Here is a 16351-nt window from a genome sequence, read left to right as displayed (position 1 = left end):
CATGCCCCCTTGCGATGATGCCCAAGGGCCTGTCATCAGCCGACAGACCCTTCCAGCGAAATTGCAACCAGCTGCTGGGCTTCCATGGCGAACTCCATCGGCAGCGCCTGCAGCACGTCCTTGCAGAAGCCGTTCACCACCAGGGCCACAGCCTCTTCCTCGTCCATGCCGCGCTGGCGGCAGTAGAACAGCTGGTCGTCGTCCACCTTCGATGTGGTCGCCTCATGCTCCACGCGGGAGGAGTTGTTTTTGACCTCGATGTAGGGAACCGTGTGCGCCCCGCATTTGTCACCGATCAGCAAGCTGTCACACTGAGTGTAGTTGCGCGAATTCTTCGCCTTCGGGTGCATAGACACCAGACCGCGATAGGTGTTCTGCGCCTTGCCTGCAGAGATACCTTTGGAGACGATGCGCGATTTGGTGTTCTTGCCCAGGTGAACCATTTTGGTTCCTGTGTCGGCCTGCTGCATGTTGTTGGCGATCGCGATCGAGTAGAACTCGCCTTGGCTCTCGTTGCCGCGCAGGATGCAGGACGGGTATTTCCACGTCACAGCAGAGCCGGTCTCCACCTGGGTCCACATCACCTTGGCGCGGTCGCCGCGGCAGTCGGCGCGTTTGGTCACAAAGTTGTAGATACCGCCCTTGCCGTTTTCGTCGCCCGGATACCAGTTCTGGACGGTGGAGTATTTCACCTCGGCATCTTCCTCGATGATGATTTCCACCACCGCGGCGTGCAGCTGCGCGGTGTCGCGCTGCGGTGCGGTGCAGCCTTCCAGATAGGACACGTAAGAGCCCTTGTCGGCGATGATAAGGGTACGCTCGAACTGGCCGGTGTTTTCCGCGTTGATGCGGAAATAGGTCGACAGCTCCATCGGGCAGCGCACGCCCGGGGGCACGTAGACAAATGAACCGTCAGAGAAGACGGCGGAGTTCAGCGTCGCATAGAAGTTGTCCGAAACCGGAACAACGGTGCCGAGATACTTTTTCACCAGTTCCGGATGCTCGCGGATCGCCTCGGAGATCGAGCAGAAAATGACGCCCGCCTCTTTAAGCTCCTTCTGGAAAGTGGTGCCGACGGAGACGGAGTCGAATACCGCGTCCACGGCGACCTTGCGGCCTTCTTCCGGAGTCTCGCCTGCGCCTTCGACGCCTGCCAGAATCATCTGTTCTTTCAGCGGGATACCCAGCTTCTCGTAGGTCGCCAGCAGCTTGGGGTCGACCTCATCCAGCGACTTGGGCTTGGTCTCCATCGACTTGGGGCGGGCATAGTAATACTGGTCCTGGAAGTCGATTTCCGGGTAGCTGACCATCGCCCAGTTCGGCTCGTCCATCTGCTCCCAGCGCTCAAAGGCCTGCAGGCGCCATTCGGTCATCCATTCGGGCTCTTCGTTCTTTTCCGAGATCAGGCGGACGATATCGGGGTTCACGCCCTTGGGCGCGTATTCCATCTCGATATCGGTTTCCCAGCCGTATTTGTAAGCACCGCCTACCTCGCGGACAGCGTCCACGGTTTCCTGGTCAACACCTTCCTTGACTTGGGTCTGGTCCAAAGCGGCCATTATCTTCTCCTCACTCACGCCGCGCGGGCGCGATGTTTCTTTTCTTTTTGCAGCCACGCCTCGGCAAAGCGCAGCACGTCTTCTTCTTTCGTCTCCGGCCCCAGCGACACGCGCACCGCGCCTTGTGCCGTGGCCTCGTCGTATCCCATGGCGGTCAGCACCGCGCTGGCGCGCACCTTGCCGCTGGAACAAGCGCTGCCCGCGCTGATGGCAAATCCCGCAAGGTCCATCTGCATGACCTGGGTCTCGCCCTTCCAGCCAGGCGTTGCGAAACACAGGGTGTTCGGCAGCCGCTTCTGATCCTTCCCGACAAAAATAGTATGGCTTGCGCCAGACACAAGCGCCTTTTCTAGAATATTTCTAAGTTCTTCAACCCGCTCCCAGACGCCATCGGCCAGATCTTTGGCAGCAGCTTCAGCTGCGGCGCCGAAGCCAGCGATTCCAATGACATTTTCGGTGCCGGACCGGCGGCCCATCTCCTGGCCCCCGCCTTTTATCTGAGCCGACAGGTCGGTACCGCGTTTCATCACCACCGCGCCGATGCCCTTGGGGCCGCCCAATTTATGCGCTGAGATCAGCGCCATTTGAGCGCCAAGCCAGTTGAAGGCAACCGGCAACTTACCGAATGCCTGGGTCGCATCGGTCACTGCCAGGCCGTCCGGCAAGCGCTGAACAATGCCCGTTTCCGAATTGGCCAATTGCAAGGTTGAAGCGGCAGGAGCGGTAATTTCCACCGAACCGTCGGAGCTTGCATTCAGGTCCTCGACGATCCAGGCCCGCACCGCGTCATGCTCCACCGGTGCGCCATGCAGGCCGCGGCCGGCCAGCGCCAGCGACGCGCCCTCGGTTGAACCGGAGGTAAACACGATATCCGCGCCATCGGCTCCAAAAGCGGCAGCCACCTGCGCCCGCGCCTTCTCGACCAGTGCCTTGGCGGCCCGGCCCTCGGCATGGACCGACGACGGGTTGCCGCAGACGTCCATCGCTGCAATCATCGCAGCCCGCGCTTCGGGACGCAGAATGGCGGTGGCGTTATGATCGAGATAAACACGTTTCATAGATGCATCTTTTTGCGGATCGCTGCCGCGTCATACGCCGCCTTGCACCAATGCGCAAAGCCTTCCCGCACAAATTGTGTGGTGGGTCCGATAGAACCGGCCAGGGTGGCGCAGCAAGTCACCGGCACCTCAGTCATCCACCACGGCAAACAGGCTCGGCACCGCCGGGCATGGCGCCAGGTCGTTCTTGATCACATCGGACAGGCGGGTCTGATGCAGAAACACATAGACATGCGCGCTCAGCCCCTCCCACAGGCGGTTAGTCAAGGATTGCGCCCGGCTCCCGGACAGCCCCCCTGAGGCGCCTGCCCCCTTGTGCATGGCGTCCACGGTTTCGTCCACGGCGGACAGCACATCGACAACCCGGATTTCCGACGCCGGCATGGCCAGACGGTAGCCGCCGCCAGGGCCGCGAACTGATTCAACCAGCCCGGCACGGCGCAGTTTGACAAAAAGCTGCTCAAGGTACGGCAGGGATATATCCTGACGCTTGGAGATATCGCCCAAAGGCACCAGATCACCCTGCGTTTGCAGCGCGATATCGGCCAAAGCGACCATGGCATAGCGCCCCTTGGTGGAAAGCTTCATCTATGTCTCCTCGAAATCAGAGCGGCCACGCGAAAACATTGACCTCGCCCGCGTCTGTGCGTATCTCAGCTTGACGGTGTTCGGCTCTGGCCTGCGCCCTTGATTAGAACTGTTCTAAGATGCCTGACGGAACCCGTCAAGTATTCTGCCAGCAGACCCGAAAACGAGATTAGGATTTAAACCGCCCATGCCCGAGGTCATCTTTCCCGGACCCGAAGGCCGCCTCGAAGGCCGCTATCACCCGCAAAAAGAAAAAGACGCCCCGATCGCCATCGTGCTGCACCCGCATCCGCAGTTCGGCGGCACCATGAACAACAAGGTTGTCTACAACCTCCACTACGCGTTCTACAACATGGGCTTCACCGTTCTGCGGTTCAACTTCCGCGGTGTTGGCCGCAGCCAGGGCGAATACGACCAGGGCGTCGGCGAACTGTCCGATGCGGCGTCGGCTCTGGATTATCTCCAGTCGATGAACACCAACTCCAAGCATTGCTGGGTCGCGGGCTTCTCCTTCGGCGCGTGGATCGGTATGCAGCTGCTGATGCGCCGCCCCGAGATCACCGGGTTCATTTCGGTTGCCCCGCCGGCCAACATGTACGACTTTTCCTTCCTGGCGCCCTGCCCGTCCTCCGGTCTGATCATCAACGGCACTGCCGACCGCGTGGCGCCGCCTGCTGATACCGCCAACCTGGTCAGCAAGCTGCATGAGCAGAAGGGCATCACCATCACCCACACCGAGATTGAGGGCGCGGACCACTTCTTCCAGGATCCGTATATGGACACGATGATCGGAAATGTGAGCGATTACGTGAAGCGCCGCCTGACAGAGACGTCGCGCTGATGAGCACAATCGAGACGCTGGCCCAAAAACTGGCGGTCGATACGCTCAAAGTTCAGGACGCCAGCGGCGAGGACCGGCTGTATGTCGAGGTGGGCCAGGTGCTGGGCGCTGCCTCCCAATCGCTGGAAGAGGCGTTTCTGACCGAAATGCGCGTGCGTCTGGCGGAACGCAAGGCGCGCGAATTCCTCAATCAGAAAGTTTCCGCGCTGCAGGCACAGCTGGAAGCCAAGGGTGACGCGTGAGCGCCCGTCTGGACGCGCAATTCGCCTTCCTGCTGGAAGCGGACAAGCTGCGCTGCGTGGAGCGCCAGAACCTGATCCTGGATTGCAGCCGCCGCGAAAACTCGGCCGAGCACAGCTGGCATCTGGCGCTTTATGCGCTGGTGCTGGCACCCTTTGCCGGGCCTGAGGTAAACATTTTCCGCGCCATCCGAATGCTGCTCCTGCATGATCTGGTGGAGATCGACGCAGGCGATCATCCGATCACCGATGAGGTCGACTGGGACGCCGTTGCGCGGTCTGAACTGGCCGCTGCTAACCGCCTGTTTGGCCTGCTGCCCGCGGATCAGGGCGCAGAATTCCTGACACTGTGGCAGGAGTTCGAAGCCTCTGAAACGCCCGATGCGCGCTTTGCCAAGCGAGTGGACCATTGCCAGCCGGTCTTTCAGACCCTTTACGGCGCAGAGCCGTTGGACTGGCATGTCGGTGTGGTCCGGCAGAACCTGTTTGGCGGCCGCGCAGCCGCGCTGGAGCACGACTTGCCCGAAGCGTTTCACCACGCGCTGGCCCTGCTGGGAGAAGACACCGGATTTGATTGCAGCAGGCTGACGGCCCGCCTTCCTTTCCTGAATGAAGCCGACAACCTCAAGCTTGTCACCCGCGCATCCAAGCTGGGCGACGGCTCGCGGCACGAAAACTCGGCAGAGCACAGCTGGCACATCATGCTTTATGCTTGGGTGCTGGCAGAGCACAGCGCGGATGCGGCGGATGTGGACCGGGTGCTGCAGATGCTGCTGCTGCATGACCTGGTGGAAATCGACGCAGGCGATGCTCCGATCCACGGGGTGTTGGATCCTGCTGCCCTCGCTGCCCTGGCCGCTGAGGAGCAAGCTGCCGCAGACCGTTTGTTCGGCCTTCTTCCCTTGGAGCAGGGCGCGCCGATGCGCGCCATCTGGGAAGAGTTCGAGGCCGCGAGCAGCGCAGATGCAGTCTTTGCCAAGTCCATTGACCGGGTGCAGCCGGTGCTGCTGAACCTGCTGAACGGCGGTGGCAGCTGGGTTGATTACGACGTGACCCTGCCGCAGCTGGAGGCCCGCGTCGGCGAAAAGGTCAGCCGCGGCACCCCCGGCGTTTGGGACTATGTGCGCGCAACGGTCGAACCCTGGTTCCGGGAGGCCGGGCGCCTGTAACAGCAGGCGCCCCCGCACTGAACGTCAGTCCACAAACGGTTGAAACGGCTCGATTTCCGAGCCTTCCCCGGTCAGCGTCAGAAAGGCGCCCGGCTTCAACTCGCTCCAGGCTTCGCCGGTCTGCTCCAGCGGCTCCGACACCACCGCCCAGCCGTTCATACTGCTGCTCCAGCGGTAATAGACCGAGGGCGCAATGCTGTCCGAAGAATAGCGTGCCGCATAAAGCCTTTGCCCGTCCGACATTGCTACGGACAGGCGCATATGCGGAGTGGATCCCCGCGCGCGCGACAAGGCCTCCATCCGGGCAACTGCCCGCTCCAGCGCCGCTTTCGGGTCGGTATCCAGGCCTTCCTGCAAGGCGAGCAGAAACAGCACCTCGCTGTCGGTGGCCCCTTTTCGGTGCTCATACAGCTCATCAGGGATGCACATGTCAGCATGGCGGCGGAATTTCTCAAAGCCGCCGACCTGGCCGTTATGCATGAAACTCCACCGTCCCGCGGTGAACGGATGGCAGTTATTGCGGCTGGTTGCCGACCCTGTCGAGGCGCGCACGTGGGCCAGGAAAAGGCCTGATTTCACCTGCTGGACCAGCGCCCGCAGATTGCAGTCCGACCAGGCCGGATAGACATCGCGGTACAGGCCAGGCTCCGGCCGCTGGCCGTACCAGGCGAGGCCGAACCCGTCGCCGTTGGTTGCCGTCTTGCACTCCGCCGCCTTCTGGCTTTGGGCAATCAGGGAATGCGCGGGAATTGAAATGATGTCTTCGAGGAACACATCAGCCCCCGAATAGGCAGCCCAGCGGCACATATGGCAGTCCCCCGCACCAGTTTGGGAATCGGACCGGAGTTTTTCCGGCACCGGAATATTGGAACGATCTCCTAAGAAACTCCCAAATCACAGTCCAGTGTATTCGCGCACAGTCGCCTGTTCGCCGCGGCGGCAGGCGGAAAAGCGGCAGCCGGTGACGCATCGGGACTTCCTTGAACGCGGCGGATAAGGTACCGGGGAAACAGGCCCGCCGTTGCGGGGGCAAGCGCGCAGAACGGAGGCAGAGATGCCGGTACATTACTTCTACCTGATCATTGCCGTAGCCGCGGAAACAATCGGAACCACGGCATTGCAAGCCAGCCAGCAGTTTTCCCGTCTTGGGCCGTCGCTGATCGTGCTGGTTGCCTATGCCTTTTCCTTCTACATGATGGGGCTGACGCTCAAATTCATGCCAGTGGGCATCGTGTATGCTATTTGGTCCGGCCTCGGCATCCTGCTGATTGCGGTGATTGCCTTCATTGTCTTCGGCCAGAAGCTGGATCTTCCCGCAGTCATCGGCATGATCCTAATCATGTCCGGTATCGTCATCATCCACCTGTTTTCCAAGTCATCGGGCCACTGAACCGCATTTGCAGGCCATATGGCGGTTTTTCTCTGGCCTTTGAACCGGGATCGGGCTATGCGCGGCCCAACTTCCTTACAAAGGCGAACGTCATGGACTTGCGCAACATTGCGATCATTGCTCACGTTGACCACGGCAAAACCACCCTGGTCGACGAGCTGCTGAAACAATCCGGCGCCTTCCGCGAAAATCAGGCTGTGGCGGAACGCGCCATGGACAGCAACGATCTTGAGCGCGAACGCGGCATTACCATTTTTGCCAAACCGACCTCGGTCGAGTGGAACGGCACCCGCATCAACATCGTCGACACGCCCGGCCACGCTGACTTTGGCGGTGAAGTGGAGCGGATTCTGTCGATGGTGGACGGCGTGGTGCTGCTGGTGGACGCCGCCGAAGGCCCGATGCCGCAGACCAAATTCGTGACCTCCAAGGCGCTGGCCCTGGGCCTGCGTCCGATCGTGGTGCTGAACAAGGTCGACAAGCCGGACGCAGAACCCGACCGCGCGCTGGACGAATGCTTTGACCTGTTTGCCTCTCTGGACGCGACCGAAGACCAGCTGGACTTCCCGCATATGTACGCTTCCGGCCGCTCCGGCTGGGCCGATGCCGAGCTGGACGGCCCGCGCAAGGACCTGCACGCGCTGTTCAACCTGATCGTGAACCACGTGCCGGAACCCAAGCAGATCAAGCGCCAGGACGAAGATTTCCGGATGCTGGCCACCACTCTGGGCAGCGATCCGTTTGTCGGCCGCCTCCTGACCGGCCGCGTCGAATCCGGCAAGCTGAAGGTCGGCGCCACCGTGCAGGCGATCTCCCGCATCGGGCAGAAGATCGAACAGTTCCGCGTCACCCGGATTCAGGCGTTCCGCGGCCTGGCCCAACAGGACATTGAAGAGGCACAGGCAGGCGACATCGTCTCCATCGCCGGCATGTCCAAGGCCACCGTGGCCGACACCATCTGCGCCCTGGCCGTGGATGAGCCGCTGGACACCCAGCCGATCGACCCGCCGACCATCACCGTAACCTTTGGCATCAACGACAGCCCGCTGGCCGGCCGTGACGGCAAAAAGGTCCAGTCCCGCGTCATCCGCGACCGCCTGATGAAAGAGGCCGAAAGCAACGTCGCCATCAAGATCCAGGACACCCCCGGCGGCGAGGCCTTCGAAGTCTCCGGCCGCGGCGAACTGCAGATGGGCGTTCTGATCGAAAACATGCGCCGTGAAGGTTTCGAGCTGTCGATTTCCCGCCCGCAGGTGATCATGAAGGAAGTCGATGGGGTCCGAATGGAGCCGATCGAAGAAGCCACCATCGACGTCGATGACGAATACTCCGGCGCGGTGATCGAGAAGCTGACCGGCGCCCGCAAGGGTGAACTGGTCGAGATGAAGCCCGCAGGCGCCGGCAAGACCCGCATCATCGCCCATGTGCCCTCGCGCGGGCTCATTGGCTACCACGGTGAGTTCCTGACCGACACCCGCGGCACCGGCGTGCTGAACCGCGTGTTCCACGGCTGGGCACCGCACAAGGGCGCAATCCCGGGCCGCCGTGCCGGCGTCCTGATCTCGATGGAGAACGGCCAGTCGGTGGCTTACGCGCTGTGGAACCTGGAAGAGCGCGGCAAGATGATGATCGGGGCTCAGGCCGACATCTACACCGGCATGATCATCGGCGAGCATTCGCGCGACAATGACCTGGAAGTGAACCCGCTGAAGGGCAAGAAGCTGACCAACGTCCGCGCCTCCGGCACCGACGACGCGGTGCGTCTGACCACCCCGATGACGCTGTCGCTGGAAGAGGCCATCGCCTACATCAACGATGACGAGCTGGTCGAAGTGACACCGAACAACGTGCGTCTGCGCAAGCGTTACCTGGACCCGCATGAACGCAAGCGGATGGCCAAGGCCGCAAGCTGACACAGACCTGAAAAGGCGCCTTCGGGCGCCTTTTTTACGCGGCCAACTAAGTCTGCACCGCAGCAAAAAGGGGCACCCAAGGCACCCCTTCATCTTTCCCAAAATACTCAAAAAAGACGGCAGAGCCGCCGCAGGGACCAGCCTTTACTCGCTGGTCTCCACCACCATCAGCTCGCGCTCGGACGCGCCGCGCGCGTGGTCCAGCGCTTCCTGGTACTCCGGGCTGTGATAGCAATCCACCGCCGCCTCGACACTCGGGAAGCGGGCCACCACATTGCGCGGCCGCTCCTTGCCCTCCAGCTGCACAAACCGGCCGCCGCGGGCGATGAACTCACCGCCATGCTTGGCGATGGCCGGGCCAGCCAACTCGGCATATTTGCCGTAGGCATCGGCGTCGGTGACGGTCACATGTGCAATCCAAAGCGCGGGCATCGGAGCCTCCCAAGTTTATGATCTTCCCGGCAGCTTAGGCAGTTTGCCGGAAAGACCAAGAGTTTATTGACCAAATGGTCAGCCAGCCAGCACGGCCTCTGCGGCCCTGATCGCCTCCTCGGCGCCGGAGAAGTCCTTACCGCCGCCCTGGGCCATATCCGGACGGCCGCCGCCGCCCTTGCCGCCCACGGCCGGAACCGCGGCTTTCAGAACGTCCACGGCAGAGACTTCGCCGGTCAGATCGTCGGTGACACCAGCAGCCACGGCCACCTTTCCCTCATCCTCGGCGATCAGCAGGATCACGCCAGAGCCGATGTTCTGCTTGTGCTTGTCGATGAGGCCGCGCAGGTCCTTGCCGGAGACGCCTTGCAGAGCCTGGGCCAGGAACTTCTTGCCATTCACGTCCTTGGCCTCGGCACCGCCGCCGGAGCCGCCGCCCATGGCGATCTGCTGCTTGAGGTTGGAGATCTCGTTCTGCAGCGCCTTGCGCTCATCCATCATCGCCTTGAGGCGCTCCAGGACTTCTGCGGGCTGCGCCTTCAACGCACCGGCGACCTCAGCCATGCGGCCCGCTTCGCGCTCCAGATGCTCGACCGCTGCCGCGCCGGTCAGCGCCTCAATCCGGCGCACGCCGGCAGAGGACGCGCTGTCGCCCAGGATGACAAAGGTGCCGATGTCGCCGGTATGCTTTACATGCGTGCCGCCGCACAGCTCGATCGAGTACGTGTCGCCATCCTGGCCTTTACCAGTCGGAGCACGGCCCATGGAGACGACGCGCACCTCCTCGCCGTATTTCTCGCCGAAAAGGGCCTGCGCGCCCAAATCGCGCGCATCATCCGGGGTCATGATCCGGGTGGACACCGGCGTGTTCTGGCGGATGAAGTCATTCACCTCCGCGCCCACCTTGGCCAGCTCATCCGCGCTCATCGCCTTGTTGTGGCTGAAGTCGAAGCGCAGCCGGTCAGCGGCGTTCAGCGAACCCTTCTGCGCCACATGCTCCCCCAGCGCGTTGCGCAGGGCTTCGTGCAACAGGTGGGTTGCCGAGTGGTTGGCCCGGATTTTGCTCCGGCGGCCATGATCCACTTCCATCGCCGCGCCCTGACCGACGGCAACAGTGCCCTCGGTCACTTCGGCGATGTGCAGGAACAGGCCTTCTACCTTCTTGGTGTCGGTGATGCGGGCTGCGCCGCCTTCCACGGTCAGCACACCGGTGTCCCCCACCTGGCCGCCGCTTTCGCCATAGAACGGCGTCTGGTTCAGGATGACCTGCACCGTTTCGCCCTTGGCCGCGGACTGCACCTGTGCGCCGTCCTTGACGATGGCAACGATCTGGCCCTCTGCCTTCTCAGTTTCATAGCCCAGGAAATCAGTGGTGCCGGCGGCGTCCACGATGTCAAAGTAAACCTTCACATCCGCGGCTTCGCCCAAACCGATACCGCCCGCGCGGGATTTTTCTTTCTGCTCCCTCATCGCAGCGTCGAACCCATCGGTGTCGACCTCGATCTCCTTGGCGCGCAGGGCGTCCTGTGTCAGGTCGAGCGGGAAGCCGTAGGTGTCATAGAGCTTGAACGCAGTTTCACCCGGCAGCACGTCGCCCTTGCCCAGATCGGCAGAGGCTTCGTCCAGAAGTTTCAAACCGCGGTCCAGGGTCTTGAGGAAACGGGTTTCCTCCTGCTCGAAGGTCTCTTCGATCAGCGCCTGGCCCTGGCCGAGCTCTGGATAGGCCGCACCCATCTTCTGCACCAGCGACGGCACCAGCTTGTGCATCACCGGATCGGTGGCGCCGAGCAGCGAGGCATGGCGCATCGCGCGGCGCATGATCCGGCGCAGCACGTAGCCGCGGCCTTCGTTCGACGGCAGCACCCCCTCGGCAATCAGGAACGAACAGGACCGCAGGTGATCGGCGATCACCCGGTGATGCACGTTCTGATCCCCGAACGGATCAGTGTTCGTCACGTTCGCGGAGGCTTCGATCAGCGCCTTGAACAGGTCGGTTTCATAGTTGTCATGGGTGCCCTGCAGCAGCGCCGCAATCCGCTCCAGCCCCATGCCGGTGTCGATGGACTGCATCTCCAGATCAACCATGGTCCCGTCGGCGAACCGCTCGTTCTGCATGAAGACGAGGTTCCAGATCTCGATGAAGCGGTCGCCGTCTTCCTCCGGCGAGCCCGGAGGGCCGCCCCAGATGTGGTCGCCGTGATCATAGAAAATCTCGGTGCAGGGGCCGCAGGGGCCGGTGTCGCCCATCTGCCAGAAGTTGTCGGAGGTGGCGATGCGAATGATCCGCTCCTCCGGCACGCCCATTTTCTTCCAGATCTCAAAGGCTTCGTCATCGGTGTGATAGACGGTGGTGTACAGCCGGTCCTTGGGAATATCGAATTCCTTGGTGATCAGCTCCCACGCGAAGGGGATCGCCTCTTCCTTGAAGTAATCGCCAAAGGAGAAGTTGCCGAGCATCTCGAAGAACGTGTGGTGGCGCGCGGTGTAGCCGACGTTGTCGAGGTCGTTGTGCTTGCCGCCGGCGCGGACGCATTTCTGCGAGGTGGTCGCGCGTTTGTAGTCGCGGGTCTCTACCCCGGTGAAGCAGTTCTTGAACTGCACCATGCCCGAGTTTGTGAACATCAGGGTCGGATCGTTGCGCGGCACCAGCGGGCTGGAGTCGACAACCTCATGCCCCTGTTTGGCAAAGTAGTTCAGAAAGGTAGAGCGGATATCGTTGAGCGTCGGCATATGCGGGATCTCTTGCGGGCTTAAAACAAGCGTTCCGGGCAGGTTTACCCGCGCGCCGGGGCGCTGTCCACAGCGGGAAGCGGCGTGCAGCGACGAAAAAGGGCGCAGACTTCGCCGCGCCCCCTCACTCTCAGGATTTGATCAGATTATCCGGCGCTTAGGCCTCAAGGATATCGTCGGCGCCATCCATGTCCGGACGCTCGAATTCCAGCCCGTGCGCGGCGCGGATCTTGTCCTCGATGTCGTAGGCGATGGAGGGGTTTTCGCGCAGGAATGTCTTGGCGTTTTCGCGCCCCTGCCCGATCCGTTCGTCCCCGTAAGAGAACCAGGCGCCGGACTTGTTGACAACACCGGCCGCCACGCCGAGGTCCAGAAGTTCACCCATCTTGGAGATGCCTTCGCCATACATGATGTCGAATTCCACCTGCTTGAACGGCGGCGCCACCTTGTTCTTGACGACCTTGACGCGGGTGGAGTTGCCGACCACCTCGTCGCGGTCCTTGATCGCGCCGATGCGGCGGATGTCCAGGCGGACGGAGGAATAGAATTTCAGCGCGTTGCCGCCGGTGGTGGTTTCGGGGGAGCCGAACATCACGCCGATTTTCATCCGGATCTGGTTGATGAAGATCACCATGCATTTGGATCGGCTGATCGAGCCGGTCAGCTTGCGCATCGCCTGGCTCATCAGGCGGGCCTGGACGCCGACGTTGCTGTCGCCCATGTCGCCCTCAAGCTCGGATTTCGGGGTCAGCGCCGCCACCGAGTCGACGATCACCATGTTAACCGCGCCTGAACGCACCAGCGTGTCGGTGATTTCCAGCGCCTGTTCACCGGTGTCGGGCTGCGAGATCAGCAGCTCGTCCAGATCAACGCCCAGTTTGGCCGCATACTGCGGGTCCAGCGCATGTTCCGCGTCCACAAAGGCGCAGACGCCGCCCTTTTTCTGCTGTTCCGCGATGCAATGCAGGGTCAGCGTGGTCTTGCCCGAGCTTTCGGGCCCGTAAATTTCGATAATCCGCCCCATCGGCAGACCGCCAATGCCCAATGCGATGTCGAGGCCCAGAGAGCCGGTCGAGCTGGCCTCGATTTCGTTCATGGCATTGCCATCGCCGAGCTTCATGATGGAGCCCTTGCCGAACTGCCGCTCAATCTGGGCAAGCGCGCTGTCGAGCGCCTTTTGCTTGTCACCGCTTACTTTATTTTTCATGGTCAAAAGATCCGCCATAGTCCCTTGTCCCTTTCTATCTGTCACACACCGGGGCGTGCGGCAATCACTGCTTTGTTCACCTCTTGTTCCTTATGAGATCAAAAAGAGAACATTGCAACAGTAAAACTGATATACCCACTTCAACGGCAGGGTGTTAAAGAGTCCTTTATGGTTAAAGCCGAGCAATTATTTTTACCGGGCAGTTAACGGAATGATGATATTTTTCAAGGAACGGCTGGCGCTTCTGTCCGTTCCCAAGACCGGCACCACTGCCTTTCAGGCTGCGTTGCGCGACCGGGCGGATCTGGTTATCTCCGACCCGCCGGAGCTGAAACATGCACCGCTCTACCGCTACAACCGCTGGATCCGGCCAATGTATGAAAAGGTCTGCAGCGCCGAGCTGGAGATTGCAGCGGTGATGCGGGAGCCGGTGAGCTGGCTGGGCAGCTGGTACCGCTACCGCCAGCGGCCCGCGCTGGACGGCAATCCGAATTCGACCAAGGGTATCAGTTTCGAAGATTTCCTGCACGGCTACTGCAAGGGCAAACCGCCTGCCTTTGCCAATGTGGGCAGCCAGGCAAAGTTCCTCGAACCCCAGCCGAACGGCTGCAAGGTCAGCCATCTGTTCCGCTACGAAGACCAGGATGCGCTGAAAGCGTTTCTGGAACAGCGACTGGACACCGGAATACGACTGGAGCGCAAGAACGTCAGCCCTGCAGCGGAACTTTCGCTGAGCCAGGACGCCGAAGACCGGCTGCGGCGGAAACGGGCGGAGGAATTCTCGTTGTACGAAGCGATACCGCGCCGCTGAGACAAGCAAGCCGCCGGGACCGGCGGCTTATTCAGCGCAGTTCTCTTCAGACCTCAATGCAGCTGGGCGTGTACCGTCTCTGTCAGCTGCTTCAGCGAGAAGGGCTTGGGCAGGAATACCGAGTTCGGCACCTCCGGCTCCGCCTCGCCAAAGGCGCCCTCGGCGTAGCCGGACACAAAGACAACCCGGGTATCCGGCCGCTCCTTCAGCGCTTCGCGCACCCAGCTGGGACCGTCCATGCCGGGCATCACCACATCGGTGACAAAGACGTCAACGGTCAGACCGGGATCTTCCAGCGTGCGCAGTGCATCCTCGGCCGAATCCGCCTCCAGCACGGTATAGCCGCGCATCCGCAGCGCGCGGGAGGCAAAGGCCCGCACCGGCGCCTCGTCCTCCACCAGCAGCACCACACCCTCACCATGCTGATTTGCTGCGGTCTTGTCCTCCGCTTCTTTGGTCTTCTCTGCGGCCAGCGTGTCAGCCTGCTGCTTGAAGACAGGGAAGAACAGCGTGAACTGGGTGCCGTGCCCCTTGACCGAGTCGACAAAGATATAGCCGCCGGTCTGCTTGATGATGCCATAGGCCGTGGACAGACCCAGACCGGTGCCCTCGCCCGTGCGTTTGGTGGTGTAGAAAGGTTCGAACACCTTCTGCAACTTGTCAGGTGCGATCCCGACACCTTCGTCGGACACTTTAACCGTTACCCAATCTCCCGCAGGCACGGTGGCGCGGTTCCGCTCCAGCGGCTTGTCCAGCGAGAGGACCTCGGTCTCAACACGGATTTCGCCGCCTTGCGGCATCGCATCGCGCGCGTTCACAACCAGGTTCATCAGCACCTGTTCCAGCTGCCGCTTGTCGGCGCGGATCGATTTCATCACCGGGTCGTGGCTCAGGGTCAGCGTGACCTTCTCGCCCACCAGGCGGTTCAGAAGATGAGTCAGATCCGACAGCGTGTCGCGCACATCCAGGATCTCCGGCTGCAGGGTCTGTTTGCGCGAGAACGCCAGCAGCTGGCTGACCAGCGAGGCCGCGCGGTTGGCATTCTCGTGGATCTGGATAAGATCGCCATAGTCCTGATCGCCCTGATCATGGCGCAACAGCAGCAGGTCGCAGTGGCCGGATATCGCCGTCAGCAGGTTGTTGAAGTCATGCGCAACACCGCCGGCCAGCTGGCCGATTGCCTGCATTTTCTGGCTTTGCACAAACTGCGCTTCCAGCGTTTTCAGTTCCGTCGCGTCGTTCAGAACCGCGATCAGCACCGGCGTGCCTTCTTCGACCACGCGGGTGAGAGTGACCTGGACGAAGACTTCCTTGTCGGAACGCGACAGACGCAGGAATTCGGATTTGTTGGGGGCCAGCCCGTCAGCCGTATCGCGCAGCCAGTCGGACATCGGGCGGCCGAGGCCCTCCATCAGCTGGCCAAGTTTCAGGTTGGCGCAGCTTTCGACCCCCAGCAGGCGCAGCGCCATCCGGTTGGTGGTAAGGATCTCACCAGTGGGTGCAACCTTGAGGAAGGGAACCGGCAGCGCCTCCAGCCCGGCCTGCGCGGCGTCGAGCCCGCTTTCGTCCACTTGCATCAGGAACAGCTCGCTGCGGCCCTGGGTACGGTTGTTTTCGCTGACCAGAACCTGCACCGGCCCGTTTTTGGTGCTGAGCGTGTTGATCCGCCCCGGCAGAACCGGCAGCGCGGGGAACAGGCGGTCGGTGGACTTCACCCGTTCGCCGATCAGGCTGCGGGCGGCTTCGTTCATGAACAGAACCGCGCCGGTCCGGCCTACGGTGATCATCGGCACCGGCATAGTGTCCGCGCCGCGGCCATTGCTGCCGCGGTCCAGAATATCCTCCACCCGCCACAGGAAGCTGCTGCCATTCATCTGATGCACCGCCAGCCGGACATGGCCGCGCCGTGTCACGATATCCTCGCGCGCGGCACCATCGACGCGGGCACGGCTTTGCAGCCGGTACAGAACGGCGGACGGATTCGCCAGGATCGACCGCAAAGTGCCCGTCAGAGTTTCCCCGCCGCCATCCTGGAATCGCTTCACCGCCGCGCCGTTGCAGGCGTGGATGACCCCATCGCCGTCCGTGACAAAGCTGGGTGTGGCGTCTTTCTCGATGAAGCCAGTCAGAAGTTCCGCAGCCATCGCCCGTGCGTTCAGCCGCATGCGGGTCTGCACAATCATCAGAACCGCCACCGCGGTCAGCGTCAGTCCGACCATGATAAAGCCGCGGCTCATCCAATCGGGCAGCGGAAACAGCCAGGGGCCGGACATCAGCATCAGGGCCAGCAGCAAAGTGGCGGCCAGCCTGGCGTGTTCAGGCGCATAAACGCGCAGTTCCGGAACGGAAGTGTCTTGGCGACCGGACATTACGGCTCCATGGTCTTTGCTTGGTGACGCCATAACGCGGCGGTT

At 61.9% G+C, this 16351-nt stretch carries 14 protein-coding genes; 6 read left to right on the top strand and 8 right to left on the bottom strand.

The genetic code is table 11. The features are described from left to right. Positions 1 to 35: 35 nt before the first annotated feature. From sufB to iscR, 3 genes are all read right to left on the bottom strand, one after another. On the bottom strand, positions 36 to 1559 hold the full coding sequence (sufB, locus tag AC4HIX_RS00190; RefSeq protein ID WP_490397395.1) for a Fe-S cluster assembly protein SufB: 1524 nt from the start codon (positions 1557 to 1559) through the stop codon (positions 36 to 38). A 14-nt stretch (positions 1560 to 1573) separates the two neighbouring features. Next, positions 1574 to 2617, bottom strand: coding sequence for a cysteine desulfurase family protein (locus tag AC4HIX_RS00185; protein ID WP_490397394.1), 1044 nt, complete (start codon positions 2615 to 2617; stop codon positions 1574 to 1576). Between the two features lie 129 nt (positions 2618 to 2746). After that, positions 2747 to 3205, bottom strand: coding sequence for a Fe-S cluster assembly transcriptional regulator IscR (gene iscR / locus AC4HIX_RS00180; RefSeq protein WP_490397393.1), 459 nt, complete (start codon positions 3203 to 3205; stop codon positions 2747 to 2749). 187 nt (positions 3206 to 3392) lie between these two features. Here iscR and AC4HIX_RS00175 point away from each other — a divergent pair, with 187 nt between their 5' ends. From AC4HIX_RS00175 to AC4HIX_RS00165, 3 genes are read left to right on the top strand one after another with little or no spacing between them, the layout of a single operon-like run. Beyond that, on the top strand, positions 3393 to 4046 hold the full coding sequence (locus AC4HIX_RS00175; protein WP_475052187.1) for an alpha/beta hydrolase: 654 nt from the start codon (positions 3393 to 3395) through the stop codon (positions 4044 to 4046). Then, complete coding sequence (locus AC4HIX_RS00170) at positions 4046 to 4288, top strand: hypothetical protein (protein ID WP_475052189.1); 243 nt, start codon at positions 4046 to 4048, stop codon at positions 4286 to 4288. The genes AC4HIX_RS00175 and AC4HIX_RS00170 overlap by 1 nt, the downstream gene beginning before the upstream one ends. After that, positions 4285 to 5454: an HD domain-containing protein gene (locus AC4HIX_RS00165; RefSeq protein ID WP_490397392.1), complete on the top strand. Its 1170-nt coding sequence runs from the start codon at positions 4285 to 4287 to the stop codon at positions 5452 to 5454. Before AC4HIX_RS00170 ends, AC4HIX_RS00165 begins: the two co-directional genes overlap by 4 nt. Before the next feature lie 24 nt (positions 5455 to 5478). On the opposite strand, the gene AC4HIX_RS00160 is transcribed toward AC4HIX_RS00165, so the two are convergent. Then, the gene (locus AC4HIX_RS00160; protein ID WP_490397391.1) at positions 5479 to 6261 is read right to left on the bottom strand and encodes a class II glutamine amidotransferase; all 783 of its coding nucleotides are present in this window, start codon (positions 6259 to 6261) and stop codon (positions 5479 to 5481) included. Between the two features lie 247 nt (positions 6262 to 6508). Here AC4HIX_RS00160 and AC4HIX_RS00155 point away from each other — a divergent pair, with 247 nt between their 5' ends. Together AC4HIX_RS00155 and typA are read left to right on the top strand one after the other, a co-directional pair. Next, positions 6509 to 6844, top strand: a complete 336-nt coding sequence (locus AC4HIX_RS00155) for a DMT family transporter (RefSeq protein WP_490397390.1) — start codon at positions 6509 to 6511, stop codon at positions 6842 to 6844. Positions 6845 to 6936: 92 nt separating this feature from the next. Then, on the top strand, positions 6937 to 8757 hold the full coding sequence (gene typA / locus AC4HIX_RS00150; RefSeq protein ID WP_490397389.1) for a translational GTPase TypA: 1821 nt from the start codon (positions 6937 to 6939) through the stop codon (positions 8755 to 8757). Between the two features lie 144 nt (positions 8758 to 8901). Here the strand turns inward: typA and AC4HIX_RS00145 are convergent, their stop codons facing one another. The 3 genes from AC4HIX_RS00145 to recA form a co-directional block, all read right to left on the bottom strand. Continuing rightward, on the bottom strand, positions 8902 to 9189 hold the full coding sequence (locus AC4HIX_RS00145) for a DUF1330 domain-containing protein (RefSeq protein WP_174147010.1): 288 nt from the start codon (positions 9187 to 9189) through the stop codon (positions 8902 to 8904). A 78-nt stretch (positions 9190 to 9267) separates the two neighbouring features. Beyond that, positions 9268 to 11919 (bottom strand): alanine--tRNA ligase, encoded by a 2652-nt coding sequence (gene alaS, locus AC4HIX_RS00140; RefSeq protein ID WP_490397388.1) that lies wholly within the window; start codon positions 11917 to 11919, stop codon positions 9268 to 9270. Positions 11920 to 12076: 157 nt separating this feature from the next. Further along, positions 12077 to 13144, bottom strand: a complete 1068-nt coding sequence (gene recA, locus AC4HIX_RS00135) for a recombinase RecA (protein ID WP_490397387.1) — start codon at positions 13142 to 13144, stop codon at positions 12077 to 12079. Between the two features lie 193 nt (positions 13145 to 13337). On the opposite strand from recA, the gene AC4HIX_RS00130 reads away from it, so the two are divergent. Continuing rightward, a complete protein-coding gene (locus AC4HIX_RS00130) occupies positions 13338 to 13937 on the top strand; it encodes a gamma-glutamyl kinase (RefSeq protein ID WP_490397386.1) in 600 nt (199 codons plus the stop codon). 53 nt (positions 13938 to 13990) lie between these two features. Here AC4HIX_RS00130 and AC4HIX_RS00125 read toward each other — a convergent pair whose 3' ends face one another. Continuing rightward, on the bottom strand, positions 13991 to 16306 hold the full coding sequence (locus AC4HIX_RS00125) for a hybrid sensor histidine kinase/response regulator (RefSeq protein ID WP_490397385.1): 2316 nt from the start codon (positions 16304 to 16306) through the stop codon (positions 13991 to 13993). Between the last annotated feature and the right edge of the window lie 45 nt (positions 16307 to 16351).

The organism is Leisingera sp. (genome assembly GCF_982940295.1).
Note: the sequence above shows the minus strand (reverse complement) of the source record. Positions and strands in the feature narration are given on the sequence as shown.